The 16,935-nt window shown below is 31.5% G+C and carries 18 protein-coding genes; 4 read left to right on the top strand and 14 right to left on the bottom strand.

Translation table 11 applies throughout. The features are described from left to right. Positions 1-51 precede the first annotated feature (51 nt). Positions 52-576, bottom strand: coding sequence for a (Fe-S)-binding protein (locus CLMAG_RS08375; protein ID WP_066620930.1), 525 nt, complete (start codon positions 574-576; stop codon positions 52-54). 127 nt (positions 577-703) lie between these two features. Next, positions 704-1,861 carry an aminotransferase class V-fold PLP-dependent enzyme gene (locus tag CLMAG_RS08370; RefSeq protein WP_066620926.1) on the bottom strand — a complete coding sequence of 386 codons (1,158 nt, stop codon included), beginning with the start codon at positions 1,859-1,861 and terminating at the stop codon, positions 704-706. A 404-nt stretch (positions 1,862-2,265) separates the two neighbouring features. On the opposite strand from CLMAG_RS08370, the gene CLMAG_RS08365 reads away from it, so the two are divergent. Then, positions 2,266-2,454: a hypothetical protein gene (locus CLMAG_RS08365; protein ID WP_066620923.1), complete on the top strand. Its 189-nt coding sequence runs from the start codon at positions 2,266-2,268 to the stop codon at positions 2,452-2,454. Between the two features lie 220 nt (positions 2,455-2,674). Here the strand turns inward: CLMAG_RS08365 and arsM are convergent, their stop codons facing one another. The 9 genes from arsM to CLMAG_RS08320 form a co-directional block, all read right to left on the bottom strand. Further along, on the bottom strand, positions 2,675-3,487 hold the full coding sequence (gene arsM / locus CLMAG_RS08360; protein ID WP_066620920.1) for an arsenite methyltransferase: 813 nt from the start codon (positions 3,485-3,487) through the stop codon (positions 2,675-2,677). A 132-nt stretch (positions 3,488-3,619) separates the two neighbouring features. Then, positions 3,620-4,162: an RNA polymerase sigma factor SigZ gene (gene sigZ / locus CLMAG_RS08355; protein WP_066620918.1), complete on the bottom strand. Its 543-nt coding sequence runs from the start codon at positions 4,160-4,162 to the stop codon at positions 3,620-3,622. A 61-nt stretch (positions 4,163-4,223) separates the two neighbouring features. After that, the gene (locus tag CLMAG_RS08350; RefSeq protein ID WP_066620912.1) at positions 4,224-5,873 is read right to left on the bottom strand and encodes an FAD-dependent oxidoreductase; all 1,650 of its coding nucleotides are present in this window, start codon (positions 5,871-5,873) and stop codon (positions 4,224-4,226) included. Between the two features lie 35 nt (positions 5,874-5,908). Further along, positions 5,909-6,964 (bottom strand): ACR3 family arsenite efflux transporter, encoded by a 1,056-nt coding sequence (gene arsB, locus CLMAG_RS08345; RefSeq protein ID WP_066620909.1) that lies wholly within the window; start codon positions 6,962-6,964, stop codon positions 5,909-5,911. Between the two features lie 59 nt (positions 6,965-7,023). Then, positions 7,024-7,398: an ArsR/SmtB family transcription factor gene (locus CLMAG_RS08340; RefSeq protein WP_066620906.1), complete on the bottom strand. Its 375-nt coding sequence runs from the start codon at positions 7,396-7,398 to the stop codon at positions 7,024-7,026. A gap of 237 nt (positions 7,399-7,635) precedes the next feature. Further along, positions 7,636-9,381: an arsenical pump-driving ATPase gene (arsA, locus tag CLMAG_RS08335; protein WP_066620904.1), complete on the bottom strand. Its 1,746-nt coding sequence runs from the start codon at positions 9,379-9,381 to the stop codon at positions 7,636-7,638. 20 nt (positions 9,382-9,401) lie between these two features. Beyond that, the gene (gene arsD / locus CLMAG_RS08330; protein ID WP_066620902.1) at positions 9,402-9,800 is read right to left on the bottom strand and encodes an arsenite efflux transporter metallochaperone ArsD; all 399 of its coding nucleotides are present in this window, start codon (positions 9,798-9,800) and stop codon (positions 9,402-9,404) included. A gap of 33 nt (positions 9,801-9,833) precedes the next feature. Beyond that, complete coding sequence (locus CLMAG_RS08325) at positions 9,834-10,163, bottom strand: ArsR/SmtB family transcription factor (protein WP_066620900.1); 330 nt, start codon at positions 10,161-10,163, stop codon at positions 9,834-9,836. Between the two features lie 181 nt (positions 10,164-10,344). Continuing rightward, positions 10,345-10,776: a C-GCAxxG-C-C family protein gene (locus CLMAG_RS08320; protein ID WP_066620897.1), complete on the bottom strand. Its 432-nt coding sequence runs from the start codon at positions 10,774-10,776 to the stop codon at positions 10,345-10,347. Between the two features lie 255 nt (positions 10,777-11,031). On the opposite strand from CLMAG_RS08320, the gene CLMAG_RS08315 reads away from it, so the two are divergent. The 3 genes from CLMAG_RS08315 to CLMAG_RS08305 all read left to right on the top strand — a co-directional run bounded on the left by CLMAG_RS08315 (position 11,032) and on the right by CLMAG_RS08305 (position 13,069). Beyond that, a complete protein-coding gene (locus tag CLMAG_RS08315) occupies positions 11,032-11,463 on the top strand; it encodes a MarR family winged helix-turn-helix transcriptional regulator (RefSeq protein ID WP_066620896.1) in 432 nt (143 codons plus the stop codon). Positions 11,464-11,503: 40 nt separating this feature from the next. Further along, on the top strand, positions 11,504-12,127 hold the full coding sequence (locus CLMAG_RS08310) for a class I SAM-dependent methyltransferase (RefSeq protein WP_066620894.1): 624 nt from the start codon (positions 11,504-11,506) through the stop codon (positions 12,125-12,127). Positions 12,128-12,292: 165 nt separating this feature from the next. Next, positions 12,293-13,069 carry a class I SAM-dependent methyltransferase gene (locus tag CLMAG_RS08305; RefSeq protein WP_066620892.1) on the top strand — a complete coding sequence of 259 codons (777 nt, stop codon included), beginning with the start codon at positions 12,293-12,295 and terminating at the stop codon, positions 13,067-13,069. A 52-nt stretch (positions 13,070-13,121) separates the two neighbouring features. Here the strand turns inward: CLMAG_RS08305 and CLMAG_RS08300 are convergent, their stop codons facing one another. The 3 genes from CLMAG_RS08300 to CLMAG_RS08290 form a co-directional block, all read right to left on the bottom strand. Next, positions 13,122-13,712 carry a response regulator gene (locus CLMAG_RS08300; protein WP_066620885.1) on the bottom strand — a complete coding sequence of 197 codons (591 nt, stop codon included), beginning with the start codon at positions 13,710-13,712 and terminating at the stop codon, positions 13,122-13,124. Between the two features lie 98 nt (positions 13,713-13,810). After that, complete coding sequence (locus CLMAG_RS08295; RefSeq protein WP_066620882.1) at positions 13,811-15,640, bottom strand: HAMP domain-containing sensor histidine kinase; 1,830 nt, start codon at positions 15,638-15,640, stop codon at positions 13,811-13,813. A 25-nt stretch (positions 15,641-15,665) separates the two neighbouring features. Then, on the bottom strand, positions 15,666-16,805 hold the full coding sequence (locus tag CLMAG_RS08290; RefSeq protein WP_066620879.1) for a universal stress protein: 1,140 nt from the start codon (positions 16,803-16,805) through the stop codon (positions 15,666-15,668). Positions 16,806-16,935 lie beyond the last annotated feature (130 nt).

Genomic DNA, 16,935 nt, shown 5'->3' with positions numbered 1-16,935 from the left:
ACTGTCTGTAACTCAACTATGGAATGTATAAAATTCTTCGCTGGCGTCTCATTACTCTATCACATCTAATAACTCATTTAAACTCTTTAACTTTTCTTTATATTGTTCTTCTCCTAAAGGAGTGCAGTGGTTTAATTTTTTCGTGCCAGTTAATAGCTTTGATGCAAAAGCGATACAGGTAGCTTCTCCACATGTTTTGCAATTTTTTTTAGGTAAATATGAGTAAATCTCAAAAGCTGTTGGCTTTTTCCTCATTTCATAATTTGGCTCTATATTATTCTTATTGTCATAGGTTTGATTTACAAAATCCTTTACAAAATCCATTATAGAGTATGCATCTGTTTCATTAATGGCCTTTGCTACAGTCATGTCTTTAGCATAAATATTTATTAGCCTATTGTCTTTCTTAAATGTAAAACTAGGCATATTGCTGTTATAACTTCCATTCTTTATAACAGCATTTAAGTATGGCATTATGTTAGAAACATCATTGGAAAACTCTGCTTTAAATCTTATTTTCTCACTTTCAGCAACACAGGGTTGTATAAACAAAAGTTTTATATCGTTTAAATACACACTATCACTATCCTTTCTATTTTGTTTTAAACATAATTTAAATAAAGCTTATATAACTTAGTAAATTGGCTTGAGTTTTTCTATTTGTAAATACTGCTAGTACACAAACTAAATTATATATAGCTAATTATTTACACTTATAATTACTTTGTATCTTATTTAAAGCTTCTACAAGAATATCTATATGATTTTTCTCATTAAAGTATCCTATGCCAATTCTAACAGCTCCGGTATTTCCTGTTCCAATAATTTTATGGGCGGTAGGTGCGCAATGTAATCCTGTTCTAACCATAATGTCATACTGACTATCAAGTTTATATGATATTTCTTCACCTTCTATGTTCTTTATATTAAATGATATCACACCTACTATTTTATCTGATTTTTTAGGTCCATATATTTCTATTCCTTCAACACTAGAAAGTCTCTCAATAGCATATTCAATAATTGCCTCTTCTTTTTTTCTAATATTTTCAATTCCAACAGAATATATTAAATTTAATGCCTCACCTAATCCAACAATCCCAGCTACATTTGGAGTTCCAGCTTCATATCTATTGGGAAAATAATCAGGTTGATATGGATATTTAGAATCACCGCCTGTCCCACCAGATTTTAAAGGATTCATTGTAATATCGCAATTTATTAGAAGTCCCCCTGTTCCTGTGGGACCCAGAAGGCTTTTGTGCCCTGTGAAACCTAAAATATCGATATTATCTTTTTTAACATCTATAGGATAAGCGCCTGCGGTTTGAGCTGAATCTACAAGAAATTTGACTTTATGTTTTTTTGCTATTTCACCAATTTCTCTTATTGGCTGAATTGATCCCAACACGTTAGATGCATGAGTAAAGACTATAAGCTTTGTATTAGATTTTATAAGTTTTTCTACATCATTATAATCAGTGATTCCTTCAGAGGTACAATCAACCATTGATATTTCTATACTTCTATCTCTCTCTAGGGTCTTTAAAGGTCTCCATACTGCGTTATGTTCTAAGCTGCTTACTATTACATGATCTCCTTCTTCTAAAAAACCGTTAATTACTATGTTAAGTCCTTCTGTAACATTGGAAGTAAATATAACTTTCGCTGGATCACTGCCATTAAATACTTTACAAATCATTTTTCTGCAGTTATAAATAAGTCTATCTGACTCAATAGCACTTTTGTAAGCACCTCTTCCTGATGTTGCTCCAATATTCTGCATATATTCCATCATCTTTTTTATTACTACATCTGGTTTTGGAAAAGACGTGGCTGCATTATCTAGATATATTCCCAATATAAACACTTCCCCCTTTTGTATTGTCTATATTTTAAAGTAGCTTAATTTTAACAAATCTAATAATTCGTTATTCTCTAAACACACTTAAATCAAGTTATATTTCATAATTATTTTATAATTTAATTATATAGTTTAATACATTTTTTTGTCAATATTCTAAATTTTACTTAACAACTAAATGCTTTAACTATTTTTTACATTAAACTATAACAAAACAGCCTTTTTCAATTAAATATCAGTACAATTCATATAGTGTTAGGTTATTTTTATTGAAATTTCAATGTTGACTGTTAAAATTTGGAGTAGTAATATAATATTATATAACTATTTAATTAAATTATTATTACATTTAGAAATGAGAAAATTAAAATCATTTAAAGATTATAGATGGAGGTAAAAAAATGATTTACAGATTAAAGTTTATGGACGAAAACGGTGAATTTCAATTTAAAGATTTTGAAACAAAACAACTAATGGATCTTTTTATTGAAAAAAATAATCTAAAAGGCAGCTGGCATCAGTGGGAGCAGCTATCTATGATTGCTTCAAAAAATGAAAGTGACTTCAACAAAGGGACTAGTGTTCTTTAACTTCTAATAAAGATACCAACTGCAATTCTCAAATTAAACTGGGTCCTAATACGAAAACCCTCTAAGGTAACCTTAAACTTAATCTACCATAGAGGGTACATAAATTATGCTATTATAAAATAAAACAAATATCCTGTAAATAATATTCCAAGTCCAGCAATTGTTATAAACACCGCAAGAAGTTAGGTTTTAATATTCTCCTTTATTTCATCCCATGTGTCTATTCTTTTTTAGCTTCAATTATAAAAGAAGCTACATAATCCTCAATATTTGTATTTGGTGCCCATAATTTAATGATTTGTCTGCTATTGTCTTTAGGTATCATTCGTATATCTTTAAATCCTACCTTCTCCAGCATAATCCTTATATTATCAACATACTCCGCTCCTCCAATACAATCGCATACCATAGCCAAATCCTGTTTTATATTTTCTGGTACTTTCGCTGTAGCCATGACATCCGATATTGATAGTCTTCCACCGGATTTTAGAACTCTATAGGCCTCTCTAAATACTTGCTCTTTATCTAAAGATAGATTAATTACACAGTTAGATATAATAACATCAATTGATGTATCTCTAATAGGTAAGTGTTCAATTTCTCCTAATCTAAACTCTACATTAGTATACTCACTTTTTTCAACATTTTTTCTTGATAGCTGAATCATTTCTGGTGTCATATCTACCCCAATTACATATCCACTTTCTCCTACCTGTCTTCTTGCAAGAAAGCAATCAAAACCTCCTCCACTTCCAAGGTCAAGAACTACTTCCCCTTCCTTAAGTCCTGCAATAGCAATAGGATTTCCACATCCTAATCCCATATTAGCCTCTTCTGGTACATTGACAAGATCACTTTCTGTGTAGCCAATTTTACTAGATACTTCTTCAATGTACTTTGGATTATAATCTAAAGTGTTCTGATCACCTCCGCAGCATCCTGATCCGCATCCGCAGCCTTTTGAAGCATTCAGAGCAACACCAGCATACCTTTTACGTATATGACCTCTTATTTCTTCTTTCTTACTTAACATAAACATACCTCCTAAAATTTCAAATTAAACTCTTCATATATATAGACGAGTAAAGTATAAGATTGGTCGCAAAAAAATCTACAACTTTTTTTGTTGTAGATTTTAATATCCTTTAGAATTATATGAACATCTTCATTCTTTTCTTTTTTGATACTCTATGATATTTCCATAAATATCATACTCAAACTCGCAACATTCCATCAATGTTTCCTTCAATTTGTTTCTAGCTCTTTGAATTCTTGTTTTTGATCCTGATAATGATATGTTCAGCTTTTCAGATATTTCCTTATGTTTCATCCCCTTAAATTCATATAGCTGTAGAGCTTCTTCATATTTACCAGGCAGTTCATATAACATAGATTTAATACACTTTGCAATCTCTTCATTCATATTTTCTGTACTATCTTCATTTGCTGGTATATCTTCTAGTTCATCCAAGTCTATTGTATTATGCTTCTTTATTCTATAGTAATCAACTATAGTATTATTAGTAGTTTTATACAGCCATAGTTTAAGCTTACTCTGATCTACTAATTGATCAATATTCTTATAAACTTTTATGAAAACCTCTTGAAGTATATCCTCCGCTGCATATTCATCTTTCACTTTTGCCTTAATATAGTATAACAATTCACTTCTAAAATAATTCCAAATTGAATTTATGTTTTCCTCCATAAATTGCAACGCCCTTTCCTTTTTTGGAGCATTTTATGAATATAAAAATACTTATGGTAGCTTACTTGCTTTGTGCTTTATAATTTTTATGTCCTCCAGATATATTATAAACCTTCTTAAAGCCTTGATTTATTAATATATTCTGTGCTGCATTTCCTGTTACACCTTTATTACAGTAAGTTACAACTACTTTCTCTTTATCTAGTTCTTCCGCTTTTTTTCTTATCTGGCCATGAGGTATATTTATCGCAGTATCTACATGAGCTTCTTCATATTGTTTGTTTACTCTCGCATCTATTACAGTAATATCATTTCCCTTTTCTATAAGTTTATTAAGCTCACCAGGAGTTATAAGCTCTCTACCTCTATTTATTGCATTATCTAAAATCATTCCTGTATATATTACGGGATCCTTAGTTGTTGAAAATGGCGGAGCATAAGCTAAATCTAGATGGAATAGGTCCTCTACTTTAGCTCCAAAGGTTATTGCTGTAACAAACACATCTACTCTCTTGTCAACTCCAGTATATCCAACAATTTGAACACCGAGAAGTTTTCCTGTGTTTTTATCTGCAACAGCTTTAATAACCATCTCTTTTCCATGATAATATTCTGGTTTATCCGGCTTGATATTATGGCATATAACTGTCTCGAACCCTTCATTAAGGGCTTCCCTCTCTGTAAGTCCTGTTTGAGCCACAGTCATATCAAAAAGCTTAAAGATACCTGTACCAAGGATGCCTCTGAATTCAAGATTGCCTCCTGAAACTTGATCTCCAGCTATTCTGCCCATCTTATTTGCAGTTGAACCTAAAGGTCTGTATAAAGGCTTTTTAGTTATAACTGAATAGCTTTCAGCACAATCCCCACAGGCATATACATCTTTAATGTTTGTCATCATTTTTGTATCTACCTTTATAGAGCCATTAGCTCCAAGTTCTATTCCTGCTTCTTTAGCAAGCTCTACATTTGGTTTTACTCCAATTGACATTATTACAAAATCTGAATTAATCACCTTACCACTTTGCAAAACTACTTGATTAACTAGTGGTTCTCCTTTTAATTCAACTACGGAATCACCTAAAACCATATTTATATCTTTACTTTTTAAATACTTTTCAACATGTACAGCCATATCACTATCTAATCCTGGAGTAACCTGATTTAGTCGTTCTACAAGGGTAATTTCAATTCCAAGGTTCTTTAGATTTTCTGTCATTTCTAATCCTATAAATCCCGTTCCAACTATAACAGCTGATTTAGGTTTATGAGTTATAATGTACTCTTTAATTTTGTCTGCCTGTGTTACATTTCTTAAATAAAATACATTACTATTTTCTGCCCCTGGTATATTAGGTACTATAGACTTTGCTCCTGTTGCAATGACTAATTTATCATAACTCTCAGTAAACACATCATTAGTATCCAAGTTCTTTACAGTTAAAGCTTTATCTTCAGTATTTATATTCAAAACCTCATGTCTTCTAAATACATCTACATTATATTTTTTCTTAAAGAACTCTGCATTTCTTGGAGTTAGATCCTCTCTATCCTGTATCTCTTCTCCTATATAATAAGGTAAGCCACATCCAGAATAGGATATATCATAATCCATATCAAAGATCTTTATTTCAGCATTTTCATCATTTCTTCTTGCTTTTGCAGCTGCAGAGGTTCCTCCAGCTACTGCACCTATTATAACTATTTTCATAAATTTTCTCCTCTCATATGACTTACCATAATTTTTTAACTTTCTTGCTTTAATCCAAAATATTTTCTACCCCATCTTAAAGCCACATTTACAAGGGCAATCATTACAGGTACTTCAATAAGTGGTCCTATAACTGCAGTAAATGCCTCTTGAGATTGTATTCCAAATACTGCTACAGCTACAGCTATTGCTAGTTCAAAGTTATTACTTGCAGCTGTAAAGGATAAGCTTACAGTCTTATGATAATCAACTCCTGATTTATAGCTTATATAGAAGGAAACTGAGAACATTATAATGAAGTATATTATTAACGGAATAGCTATACGTACCACATCCATTGGAAGTTCAATAATATATTTACCTTTAAACATGAACATTATAACAATTGTAAAAAGTAATGCTATTAGTGCTAATGGGCTAATTTTAGGTACAAATTTTTTAGTATACCATTCAGTTCCTTTTTTAGGCTCTAATAATAATCTTGTAAGCATACCAGCAATAAAAGGAATACCCAGGTAAACTGCTACTGATGAGGCTACTTCACCCATAGAAACATGTACTTCCATTCCTTGTAATCCAATTGCCTTAGGTAATACTGTAATAAATATATAGGCAAATATTGAATAAAACACTACTTGGAATATAGAGTTAAATGCCACTAATGCAGCTGCATACTCATTATCTCCATCTGCAAGACTATTCCATACTATAACCATAGCTATACATCTTGCTAGTCCTATAAGTATTAAGCCAACCATAAAGGATGGATAACCCTTGAGAAATATAACTGCCAGTGTAAACATCAATATCGGTCCTATTAACCAATTTTGAACTAATGAAAGAGTTAATACTTTTGGATTGCGAAAAACCTTCCCAAGCTCCTTATAATTTACTTTTGCAAGTGGCGGATACATCATTATAATAAGCCCTATGGCTATCGGAATAGATGTTGTACCTACTGACAGCTTTGATAGTGCATCAGACAGACCTGGAAAAGCCCATCCTAAGAATATACCTAACCCCATTGCAATAAAAATCCATAATGTCAAATAACGGTCAAGCCATGATAATTTTGATGATTGATTACTCATAATAATACCTCCTTTTATTATCAAGTGTATATATTTATACACTGGATTTCTAAATATCTTTAATCATTATTAAAGCTTAATTTTCCATCTTTAAGTTCATCACAGGATAAACCGCTCTCACGGTACCTTTTCAATCTATTTAAATCTAAAATACACTGAGGTATTCTTTCAAATTCATTGTTTAATAATTCTCTCAAAAATGAATGTTCTTCTAATGTTTCCCTATTAATTTTGTAATAAACATATTGAGCCTTTTTATAATACTCTAAAATTTTGGCGTTAGATAATTTGTTTAAATGTCTTGAGGCATTAGATTGATTTATCTCCAGCAAAACTTCTAATTCACAAACGCATAAATCCCCTTTGCTTACAAGGTTTGTTATTCTCATTCGTGTATCATCAGCTAAAGCTTTCATCACCTGTATTAGTTCCACTCTTATCACCACCCTATATGACTATATTTGATTATATTCATATATTAACACCATATAAGCCTTGTGTCAATTTTTAACAATAACAACTAAATATGTTTATTTCATAATCTATCAACCTTTTACATTAATAGAATTTCATCTAATTGTCCTATAAAAATTGAATCTTAACAGGAAGTGTAGTACATGTAAAGTTCACTACAAAAGATTTTTTCATTTAATTTTGTAGTGAACTTATTTTTAGTTAATTAAGTCAAGCAATCTCTCACCTTTTACTTCTTCTGATTTCCATTCAATAACTGCAAAATTTCCTTTAGAAATTTCATTTACTTTATTGATCCATTGAATTTCATTGGTAGCCTTAGCTTTTAATATTTCATTGGTTGTATGAGTAGCGTACATACTAGAATTAATTACCCACCATTTGCTATGAATACCTGCTCTCTTTAAATCATCCTGCAATCTCAAAGCTTCATAAACTGGTGTAGTCTCTGCTAAAGTTACTATAATTACTTCCGTGTCTTCTGCATTTCTAAGCTTTGGAAGTAATTTTTTGACTGACTCTGGTATATCTCCTTGAGAACGCTGTATTTCTTTATTATAGCTTTGAGTTGAATCTAAAAGTAGTAAAGTATGACCTGTAGGAGCAGTATCAATAACCACCACTTCATTCTCTGACCTATCAACAATTTCGGCAAAAGCTCTAAATACGGCAATCTCTTGAGTACATGGAGACCTTAAATCCTCTTCTACATAAGCTATATCTTCTTCACTCATTGTTTCTCGTGCTTTACTCAATACTTCTTGTTGGTATTTTGCTAGCTCTTCTTTTTCATCAATATGACTTAAAGTGATGCCAAAGTTTTCATCTAAAACAAACTTTAAATGTGCTGCTGGGTCAGTAGTTGTTAAATGAACTTTCTTCCCCTTCTTCGCTAGGCCTAATGCAATAGTGGCAGCGATAGTAGTTTTTCCTACTCCACCTTTACCCATTGTAAAAACAACTTTTTTATCACTATTATACAAATCACCAATTACGTCTTTTAATCTGAGTATTTCATTAACATTTAGCTTGTCCTGGCTATACTTTATATTGTCTTCCTTCAAAAAGGCTCTTACATTCTCAAGACCAGTTATATTATATGGCCTTAGTGGGATTTCGAAGGTTTCCAAGCTTTTTAAATACTGTGGTATTTCCTTAAGGGCCTTCTGTTGTTTTTCATATAAAGCAGTGGATAATTCGTCATCATGGTTTTGCAATACACCATTAATAACAAGAATTTGATTATCTACTCCAATATCTTGTAACTCCTTAGATGCTCTTTCAGCTTCCTTAAGTGGTGAATCCTCCGGTCTAGAAACTAAAATCAACGTTGTCATGCTCTTATCCGCTAGATTTTTTACAGCATTCTTATAAATTTCCTTTTTACTCTCAAGTCCCGATAACTGTCCAAGACAGGATGCTCCATGAGTACTTGCACTAATAAAATTACTCCACGCTGAAGGTAACTGTAACATTCTTAGTGTATGCCCTGTTGGAGCTGTATCAAATATCATATAGTCAAAATCCTTTTGAACCTTTTCATCAGTAATGAAATTAGAAAACTCATTGAAAGCCGCTATTTCTACAGTACATGATCCTGAAAGCTGTTCTTCCATATTTTTAATAACTACATCTGGAAGTTTCCCTCTAAAAGGTCCAACTACACTTTCTCTATACTCACTAGCTGCCACTTCTGGGTCAAAGTTTGCAACTACAAGATTGGGTACATCCTTTATTTGAACTCCTTTATTGTTTAATTCGGTATTAAAAACATCTTGCAGATTTGAAGCTGGATCAGTGCTCACTAGCATTATTCTTTTTCCTTGGTCTGCTAAAGTCATAGCAGTAGCACAAGCTGTTGAAGTTTTCCCAACCCCACCTTTTCCAGTAAAAAACAAATATTTAGTTAGCTCTATTTCATTAGGATTAAACTTCTTAATCATCAGTATTTCTCCTCTCTTTTTTAGCAGCAACCACCTTCACAACCACAATCCTTTGGTTTTACTATATTTATACCAGTTGCTTTGTTTATCTTGATTGTTGTTTTAAGATAACTTTCAGGAATATCTAGCATAGTGCAAAATTCTTCATTAGTTGGATATGCTTTAGTTTTAACAACTTCACCATCTACAATAACTACTGGCAGTACATCTACACCTTCAGTATTAAGTAATTCATTGATGACCTTATTATCTACAAAAGCTTGAGGGTTACTTGTTAGATTAAATCTTTCAACCACAACACCTTTATTCTTTAAATTATTTAATACAGTGGCTACCCTTAGTAATTCTGGATCAACTCCTGGTCCACATACACCTGTTGAACAACACATAGCTGGGTCAAAAATAATCATTTTTTTCATAACCTATCTCCTTCAATTAAATTAGTATTTTCATTATTTACTATTGCAATTACATTTACTTTTTAATTTACAAATACAGTCATCTGTATTTGTAAAAAGATTCATTAGAAATAGTTCTAATCTATTGGCATTATCATTATCTAAACGATAATAACTCCATAAACCTTCTTTTCTAGACTTTACAAGTCCACACTCCATTAGCACTTTCATATGATGAGATAGTGTTGGCTGTGTAAAATTGAAATCTTCTAATATGTCACAAGCACATTTCTCACCACAGGATAATATATCAAGGATTTTTAATCTACTTGAATCCGATAAAGCTTTAAATATCTTAGCATTGGTTTCATAGTTTTTATCCATTTCGCCACCTCTTATATAGATAACCATCTATATATAAATATAGACCATTATCTATGTATAGTCAATATATTTCATAATTATTAGTTTTAAATTAGCAACTATATATATAATTCTCTATACAAAGTATTTTATCCTAGAATATTTCCATAATAAAAATACTGATACAAAATTTGAAGGAGTGCTATAGTATATTCTCTAAAATTTCAATAGCATCTTTAACTGCCTTTGGACATACTACTGTAAATACACCATTTTCCCTTGCACGGTTTCTTTCACCCTCTTCTTTTAAGTCATATCCAAGTAAATCCCTACATATTATTGAACCATTAATATTTCTAAACTTTTCACTAAATTCTCTTATCTTTTTATATATTTCTTCTTTTGATTCCTTATCGTCTATTGTATTTTGTCCATATCGAAGATTTATTACTATTATTGCACCAGTTACAGCTCCGCATACTTCTCCCTGGCACATACCACCTCCAAAACCATAGGAAATTTTTAATGCCAAGTCTTTTTCTACCCTTAACTCCTCACTAAAAGCTAACAAAACGCATTGAGAACAATTTAATCCTTTCTCAAAATTCACAATAGCCTCTTCTGATTTTCCCATTTATACCTCTCCCTCATTATCCATTTTATTACTTTATTTCCATTGTATCACGAAACAGTTGTATTCCACAACTATTTTGTCAATTTTCACAAATATACTAATATTTCGATTAAGCCTTTACATATGCGTTGTTTAATGTAATTCTTAACCCTTCAACCTAAGTAATATTTTATAAAATTTTAAAAAATAATTGCATTACAAAACAATTGTATGTTACAATCATTTTGTAATATTATGTATCCGGAGGATAAAACTATGAACAACTTAACTAAATCAAAACAACTGAGAGAAATAATACGAATATTTGAAAGAAAACTTGGAGCATTAGGAGATTGTCAAAGTGAATGTTGTGGTATTACTCTTGCTCAGTGCCACGCTTTAGTAGAAATAGGTCGTTCTCAAAAAATATCTTTAAATAAACTATCCAAGCTTCTAAATTTAGACAATAGTACTACAAGCAGGACAGTTAACAACCTTGTTAACAGGAACTTAGCAACCCGTGACATTAATCCAAATGACAGAAGATATGTAACAATATCTCTTACTGAAAGTGGTTATGAATCCTTTAAAAGTGTTGAGGAATCCATGAACTCATACTATGAAAATGTTTATAATCATATACCGGATGATAAAAAAGAACAGGTTCTTGAAAGCATGGAAATTTTACTTGAAGCGATAAAGCAATAAATAAGATATAAATATTCTTTACATAAAGGGGGCTTTAATTATGAATAGTAATAAGTATTTTAATGAGGTTGCAAACAAATGGGATGACATGAGACAAGACTTTTTTTCTGAAAATATTAGAGAAAAGGCTTGTAGTGTTGCAGGTTTAGAGAAAGGTAAGGTTGCTGCTGACATTGGAGCTGGAACTGGATTCATTGCTGAAGCATTATTAACTAAAGGTATGAATGTTATTGCTGTTGATTATTCAGAAGAAATGTTAAAGCACATGGAACAAAAGTTTAAGAATTTCGATTCTGTTGAATATCGACAAGGCGAATCTGAAAATTTACCTATAGAAAATGCTAGTGTTGATTACGCTATGGCAAATATGTACCTTCACCATGTAGAAAATCCACTTACCGCAATAAAAGAATTGACAAGAATTTTAAAACCAGGTGGTAAACTGGTTCTTACAGATTTAGACGAGCATAATTTTGAATTCTTAAAAACAGAACAATTTGATCGCTGGATGGGTTTTAAACGTGAGGATGTAAAACACTGGTTTATAGCTGCTGGTCTTAAAAATGTAAACATTGACTGTGCTGGTGGCAATTGCTGCTCAACCTCAAATTGTGGATGCGACAATGCGAGCATAAGTATTTTTGTGGCCTATGGTGAAAAATAAAAGATCACCAGATCTAACCAATATATCTTCCCAATCCCAGCAGCTTTAGTTGCATGTGTCATAGTAATACCTCTAGTGTATATGGTATAATGTTTGTTAGAATACAGAAGAGCGTATTGTGGAGAAAATAAATTTTAATATATAACAGATGAGGAAGATAGAGATATGACAATACAATTGGAGAAATACTACAATAAATTTTGTGAGGATAAAAGATTAACAAGAAAGCATGGACAAGTTGAATATATTACTTCCATGAAATATATTCATGAGTATCTAGAAAATAATGAAAATGCAAAAATCTTAGATGTTGGTGCTGGGACAGGCAGATACTCTGTAGAATTAGCAAATGAAGGATATGATGTTACTGCCATTGAACTTGTGAAGCACAATCTAGGCATTTTAAAGTCAAAAGGAAGTACAGTAAAAGCAATGCAGGGAACAGCATTAGATTTATCAAGATTTTCAGAAAATACTTTTGACATGACGTTGGTGTTTGGACCAATGTATCATTTATATAAGTTTGAGGATAAAGTAAAAGCGCTACAAGAGGCAAAAAGAGTAACTAAGCTTGGCGGTGTTATCCTAGTAGCATATTGTATGAATGAGTATAGTGTATTAACATATGGGTTTAAGGAAAATAATATTCGTGCATCTATTGATAACGGGAAACTTACTGATGATTTTCATGTTATATCTGAACCAGAAGATTTATATGATTATGTAAGGATTGAAGATATTAATAAGTTAAATGACGAAGTAAAACTGCAAAGGATAAAAATATTTGCAGCAGATGGACATGCTAATTATATTAGACCTGTTTTGAATGCTATGGATGAAGATACATTTCAACTTTTTCTTAAGTATCATTTTTCTACCTGTGAAAGACCAGATTTATTAGGAGCAAGCGCACATACAGTAGATATTTTGAGAAAGGAATAGAGAAAATAGAAGAAGGTTTACTGCAATAAAAAACCTTCTTCTATTTTTTTATTCAAGTTTCACTTTCATCTATTTCAAACCGCTCTGCTGTTTCATAAAATTTCTCAGCTTGTTTTACATCTCCATTTTTTTCATGAACCATCCCAATTAGATAATAAACCTCTGAACAGGATGGATTTATGGATAAAGCTTTTTTCAAAATCTCATAAGCCTCCTCATTCTTTTCATCCTTAATTAATTCCCTACTCTGCTTTAGTGATTCCCCTAAATCATCAACCCTGTCATCATTACTAAAAATTTCATCCAATACTGACTTAACTTTTTCTGCAGTGAAAGGCTTTTGCAAATAGGCTACAACTCCAAGCTTTGTACATTCTATTGCATTCTTAACCGTAGCATATGCAGTCATAGTTATCACCGGGATATTAATGCTCATCTCCCTGATTTTTCTCAAAACTGTAGTCCCACTTATTTCAGGCATTCTTATATCTAAAAAAACTAAATCGAATTCCTCTATTTTTAAGAGATCAATTGCTTCTTGGCCACTTTTTGCCGTAGTAACTTTATAATCATTTATTTCAAGACATGTAGTAAGTAAAGCTCTAATATTCTTTGTATCATCTACCACCAATGCTTTTTTCATATAAACCTCCACTATAGTTTACCGCTAATATTATCCAATGACTACCCGCTCTAATACTCCTATCTTATATGAAGCTCCATCTGATTCAAGTTTTCACTTCATATAGGAATCGTAAAAGTAAATTTGCTACCTACATCTAATTTACTGTCACACCAAATCTCACCACCATGGGCTTCTACGATTTCTTTTGCAATAGCCAAACCTATACCGCTGCTTCTCATTTCTAAGTCTTCACCTTTTACTTGTACAAACTTATCAAATATTATTTTTTGGTACTCACTAGGAATACCTACCCCTGTATCTTCAACTGAAACATACATTTTATTGCCTTTAACCACTGCCTTTATAAAGACCTCATCTCCAGCATTTATATATTTTAATGCATTTGATACTAAATTGTTTAAAGTCCATGATATTTTTTCTGGATCAATTGTTACCTTTGGCAGCTTTTCATCTGCTTCAAAATATAGATTTGCTTCCTTAGAGATAGCTTGCTTATTAAACCTTTTAATACAATTTTCAATTATTCCAATAATAGAGCATTGCTTTATATTAAATACAGCTTTGTCTGATTGAATTTTAGAAAGCTGAAGTAACTCACTTATAAGACTAGAAAGTCTCTCTCCATCCTCTCGCATTGCCTCCACAATGGTTTCCTGCTTTTCATTTAAATCTCCTATTTTTTTATCTGTAATCAAGCTTAATCCCATCATTATTGAGGTTAGAGGCGTTTTCAATTCATGGGATATGGTTCCCATAAAATCTGTTTTTATTTTCTCAAGCTGTTTTAGTTTAGTGACATTCTGAAGTAATACAACTATTCCATACACTTTAAAATCTCTATCCTTTATAGATGTGGAAACAATATTAAAGTAATAATCCTTTTCATCTACTTTTAAATTCATTATCTTGTCTGATATTTTTTCATTATCCTCTTTATAAACATCAGATATGTATTCGTACAATTCTCTATTTCTTATGCCTTCTAAAAAGTGTTTATTTAAGGCATCCTCTTCCTTTATTCTAAAAACATCCTCACAGGCATTATTTAACAAAACAACCTTGTAATCTGTATCCAAAACAATCAAAGGATCAGATATGCTTTTTACGATAGCTATAGATTTGTTCTTTTCTTCTAATAGCTTACCTTTATTACTATGCTCAAACTGCTGAAGCCTCTTTGTCATATTATTAAATTCATGAGCTAAAAGTCCTATTTCATCACTTGTAGCTACAGATATTTCTTTCTGTAACTCTCCTTCTTTAACGGATTTTATACTTTCTGTAAGTGTATAGATTGGCTTTAAAAACTTATTTATAAAAAATGTAGCTATAAAGTATCCTCCTATTACTGCAACTAAAGATAACCCAAGAACTACATACATTATTAGTATAGTATCATTAGTTACTTTATCCTTACTGCCAAACATTGCTCTTTCATTTATAGATGATAAATCCTTTAACTCATTTTTCAAATCATTATATAAGGTTATGATGTGATTATTATAAAAATCTAACGCTTTATCTGTTCCCTGCTTATTCTTTATTTCCTGTAGGTTCGAGAATAACATAATATATTTATCATAATCTTTATTGATCTTGCTTATATGATCCTTTTCTCCTAATTCTGTTATGTTATTAGCCTCGATATTATACCATTTATAAAATCTATCGCTATTTTTATCAAACAAATCAATTCCTGTTTCGTCATTATTATTAAGGTAATTCAATATAGCCGTATTCTGTCCATCAATAGCTTCAATCATGTTGTTAATTGCACTTATACTCTTATAATTGTTAACCATTAGTCCATCTATTGCTCTACTTAATGCATGAAAGCTAAAGACCGAAGTAAAGCCTACTATGGCAATCATTAAAACAAGCCATATATATACTGTCGAGATTTTACCTTTAAGTGTTTTTATCATATATCCTCCATTATTACACTTCACTTTAATCATTTGGTATAATATGAACTTCTATATCCTTTGTAAGCTTCAAAAGTCTTGTAACCGTTGAGCCTCTTAGTAGGGTTTGCAGTTTTGTCCTTGTACTATGACCGATAATAATTTGTGTTATATACCTTTCAGTTGCAAATTGGCTCAGTTCTCGTGATATACTCTTTCCTGTCAAACTTACAACTTCTGCTCCTAATTGTTTTGCCAATTTAAAATGGCCCTCTAAAGTAACAACATCTTTTTCAGTCATCTTTGGCGCGAAGATTCTTGTACTATTTACGTTAACTACAATCCACTCACATTTAAATTTTTTTGCTATTCTAGCACCTCTTCGAATAAGTTTTTTGGAAGTTGGGCTAGGGCTTATGCATACCATTACCCTTTCTATGACATGCCAATTTTCTTTAATTCCATGTTCTTTTCTATATTCTTCAAGATCTTCATCAACCTCTTCAGCTGTTTGGCGAAGAGCAAGTTCCCTCAATGCATTTAAGTTACCTAACCTAAAAAAGTTATTTAACGGTCTACCAGTATTCTCATTTTTGCATACATATCCACTTTCAATCCTATTTTGAAGAGCTGTAGGTGCAATATCTATTACCACCACTTCATCTGCATTTTCTATGATTTTATCTGGTATAGTTTCTCTAACAGTAATACCTGTAATTTCTCTTACTATATCATTAAGGCTTTCTAAATGCTGAATATTTACTGTGGATACTACATTTATTCCCTGACTTAAAATTTCCTCAACGTCCTCATATCTCTTTTTGTTTTTAGATCCCGGTGGATTTGCATGTACTAATTCGTCTATAAGTACAGTATTTGGTTTTCTTAATATTATACCATCTATATCCATTTCTTCTGTTACTACATCGTCATACTCAACATTCTTTCTAGGCACAGTTTCAAGTTTACCTATTTGATTTTCTGTTTCTTTCCTCTGATAAGACTCCAAATAACCAATTACTATATCTTCTCCATTCTCAAGCCTACTATTGGCATCATTAAGCATTGCGTAGGTCTTTCCCACACCTGGAGCATATCCAATATATATTTTTAAGCGTCCCCTTAGTTGTTCTGTTGATTTTTTTAATGCTTCCCTATCAGTAACTCTCTTGAAATCATTATTCATTTAACTCAACCTCTTAATATAACTACGATTTTATGTCTATATTCATAAAATTTTAGCATAACTTTCGCTTGTTTCATAGTATTACTTAATAAAAAAGGGCTGTATCAAAATTCAAATTATCTTGATACAG

This window comes from Clostridium magnum DSM 2767 (assembly GCF_001623875.1).
Classification (GTDB): Bacteria; Bacillota; Clostridia; order Clostridiales; family Clostridiaceae; genus Clostridium_AM; species Clostridium_AM magnum.
The sequence above is the reverse complement of the archived record's forward strand: the minus strand, read 5'-3'. Positions and strand labels throughout refer to the sequence as shown.

Coding starts and splice junctions, on each gene's coding strand:
- CLMAG_RS08365 (WP_066620923.1), top strand. CDS start 2,266: ATGATTTACAGATTAAAGTTTATGGACGAAAACGGTGAATTTCAATTT.
- arsA (WP_066620904.1), bottom strand. CDS start 9,381: ATGATTAAGAAGTTTAATCCTAATGAAATAGAGCTAACTAAATATTTG.
- arsB (WP_066620909.1), bottom strand. CDS start 6,964: ATGAGTAATCAATCATCAAAATTATCATGGCTTGACCGTTATTTGACA.
- CLMAG_RS08310 (WP_066620894.1), top strand. CDS start 11,504: ATGAATAGTAATAAGTATTTTAATGAGGTTGCAAACAAATGGGATGAC.
- arsM (WP_066620920.1), bottom strand. CDS start 3,487: ATGTTAAGTAAGAAAGAAGAAATAAGAGGTCATATACGTAAAAGGTAT.
- CLMAG_RS08350 (WP_066620912.1), bottom strand. CDS start 5,873: ATGAAAATAGTTATAATAGGTGCAGTAGCTGGAGGAACCTCTGCAGCT.
- CLMAG_RS08300 (WP_066620885.1), bottom strand. CDS start 13,712: ATGAAAAAAGCATTGGTGGTAGATGATACAAAGAATATTAGAGCTTTA.
- CLMAG_RS08295 (WP_066620882.1), bottom strand. CDS start 15,640: ATGATAAAAACACTTAAAGGTAAAATCTCGACAGTATATATATGGCTT.
- arsD (WP_066620902.1), bottom strand. CDS start 9,800: ATGAAAAAAATGATTATTTTTGACCCAGCTATGTGTTGTTCAACAGGT.
- sigZ (WP_066620918.1), bottom strand. CDS start 4,162: ATGGAGGAAAACATAAATTCAATTTGGAATTATTTTAGAAGTGAATTG.
- CLMAG_RS08305 (WP_066620892.1), top strand. CDS start 12,293: ATGACAATACAATTGGAGAAATACTACAATAAATTTTGTGAGGATAAA.
- CLMAG_RS08290 (WP_066620879.1), bottom strand. CDS start 16,805: ATGAATAATGATTTCAAGAGAGTTACTGATAGGGAAGCATTAAAAAAA.
- CLMAG_RS08325 (WP_066620900.1), bottom strand. CDS start 10,163: ATGGATAAAAACTATGAAACCAATGCTAAGATATTTAAAGCTTTATCG.
- CLMAG_RS08315 (WP_066620896.1), top strand. CDS start 11,032: ATGAACAACTTAACTAAATCAAAACAACTGAGAGAAATAATACGAATA.
- CLMAG_RS08320 (WP_066620897.1), bottom strand. CDS start 10,776: ATGGGAAAATCAGAAGAGGCTATTGTGAATTTTGAGAAAGGATTAAAT.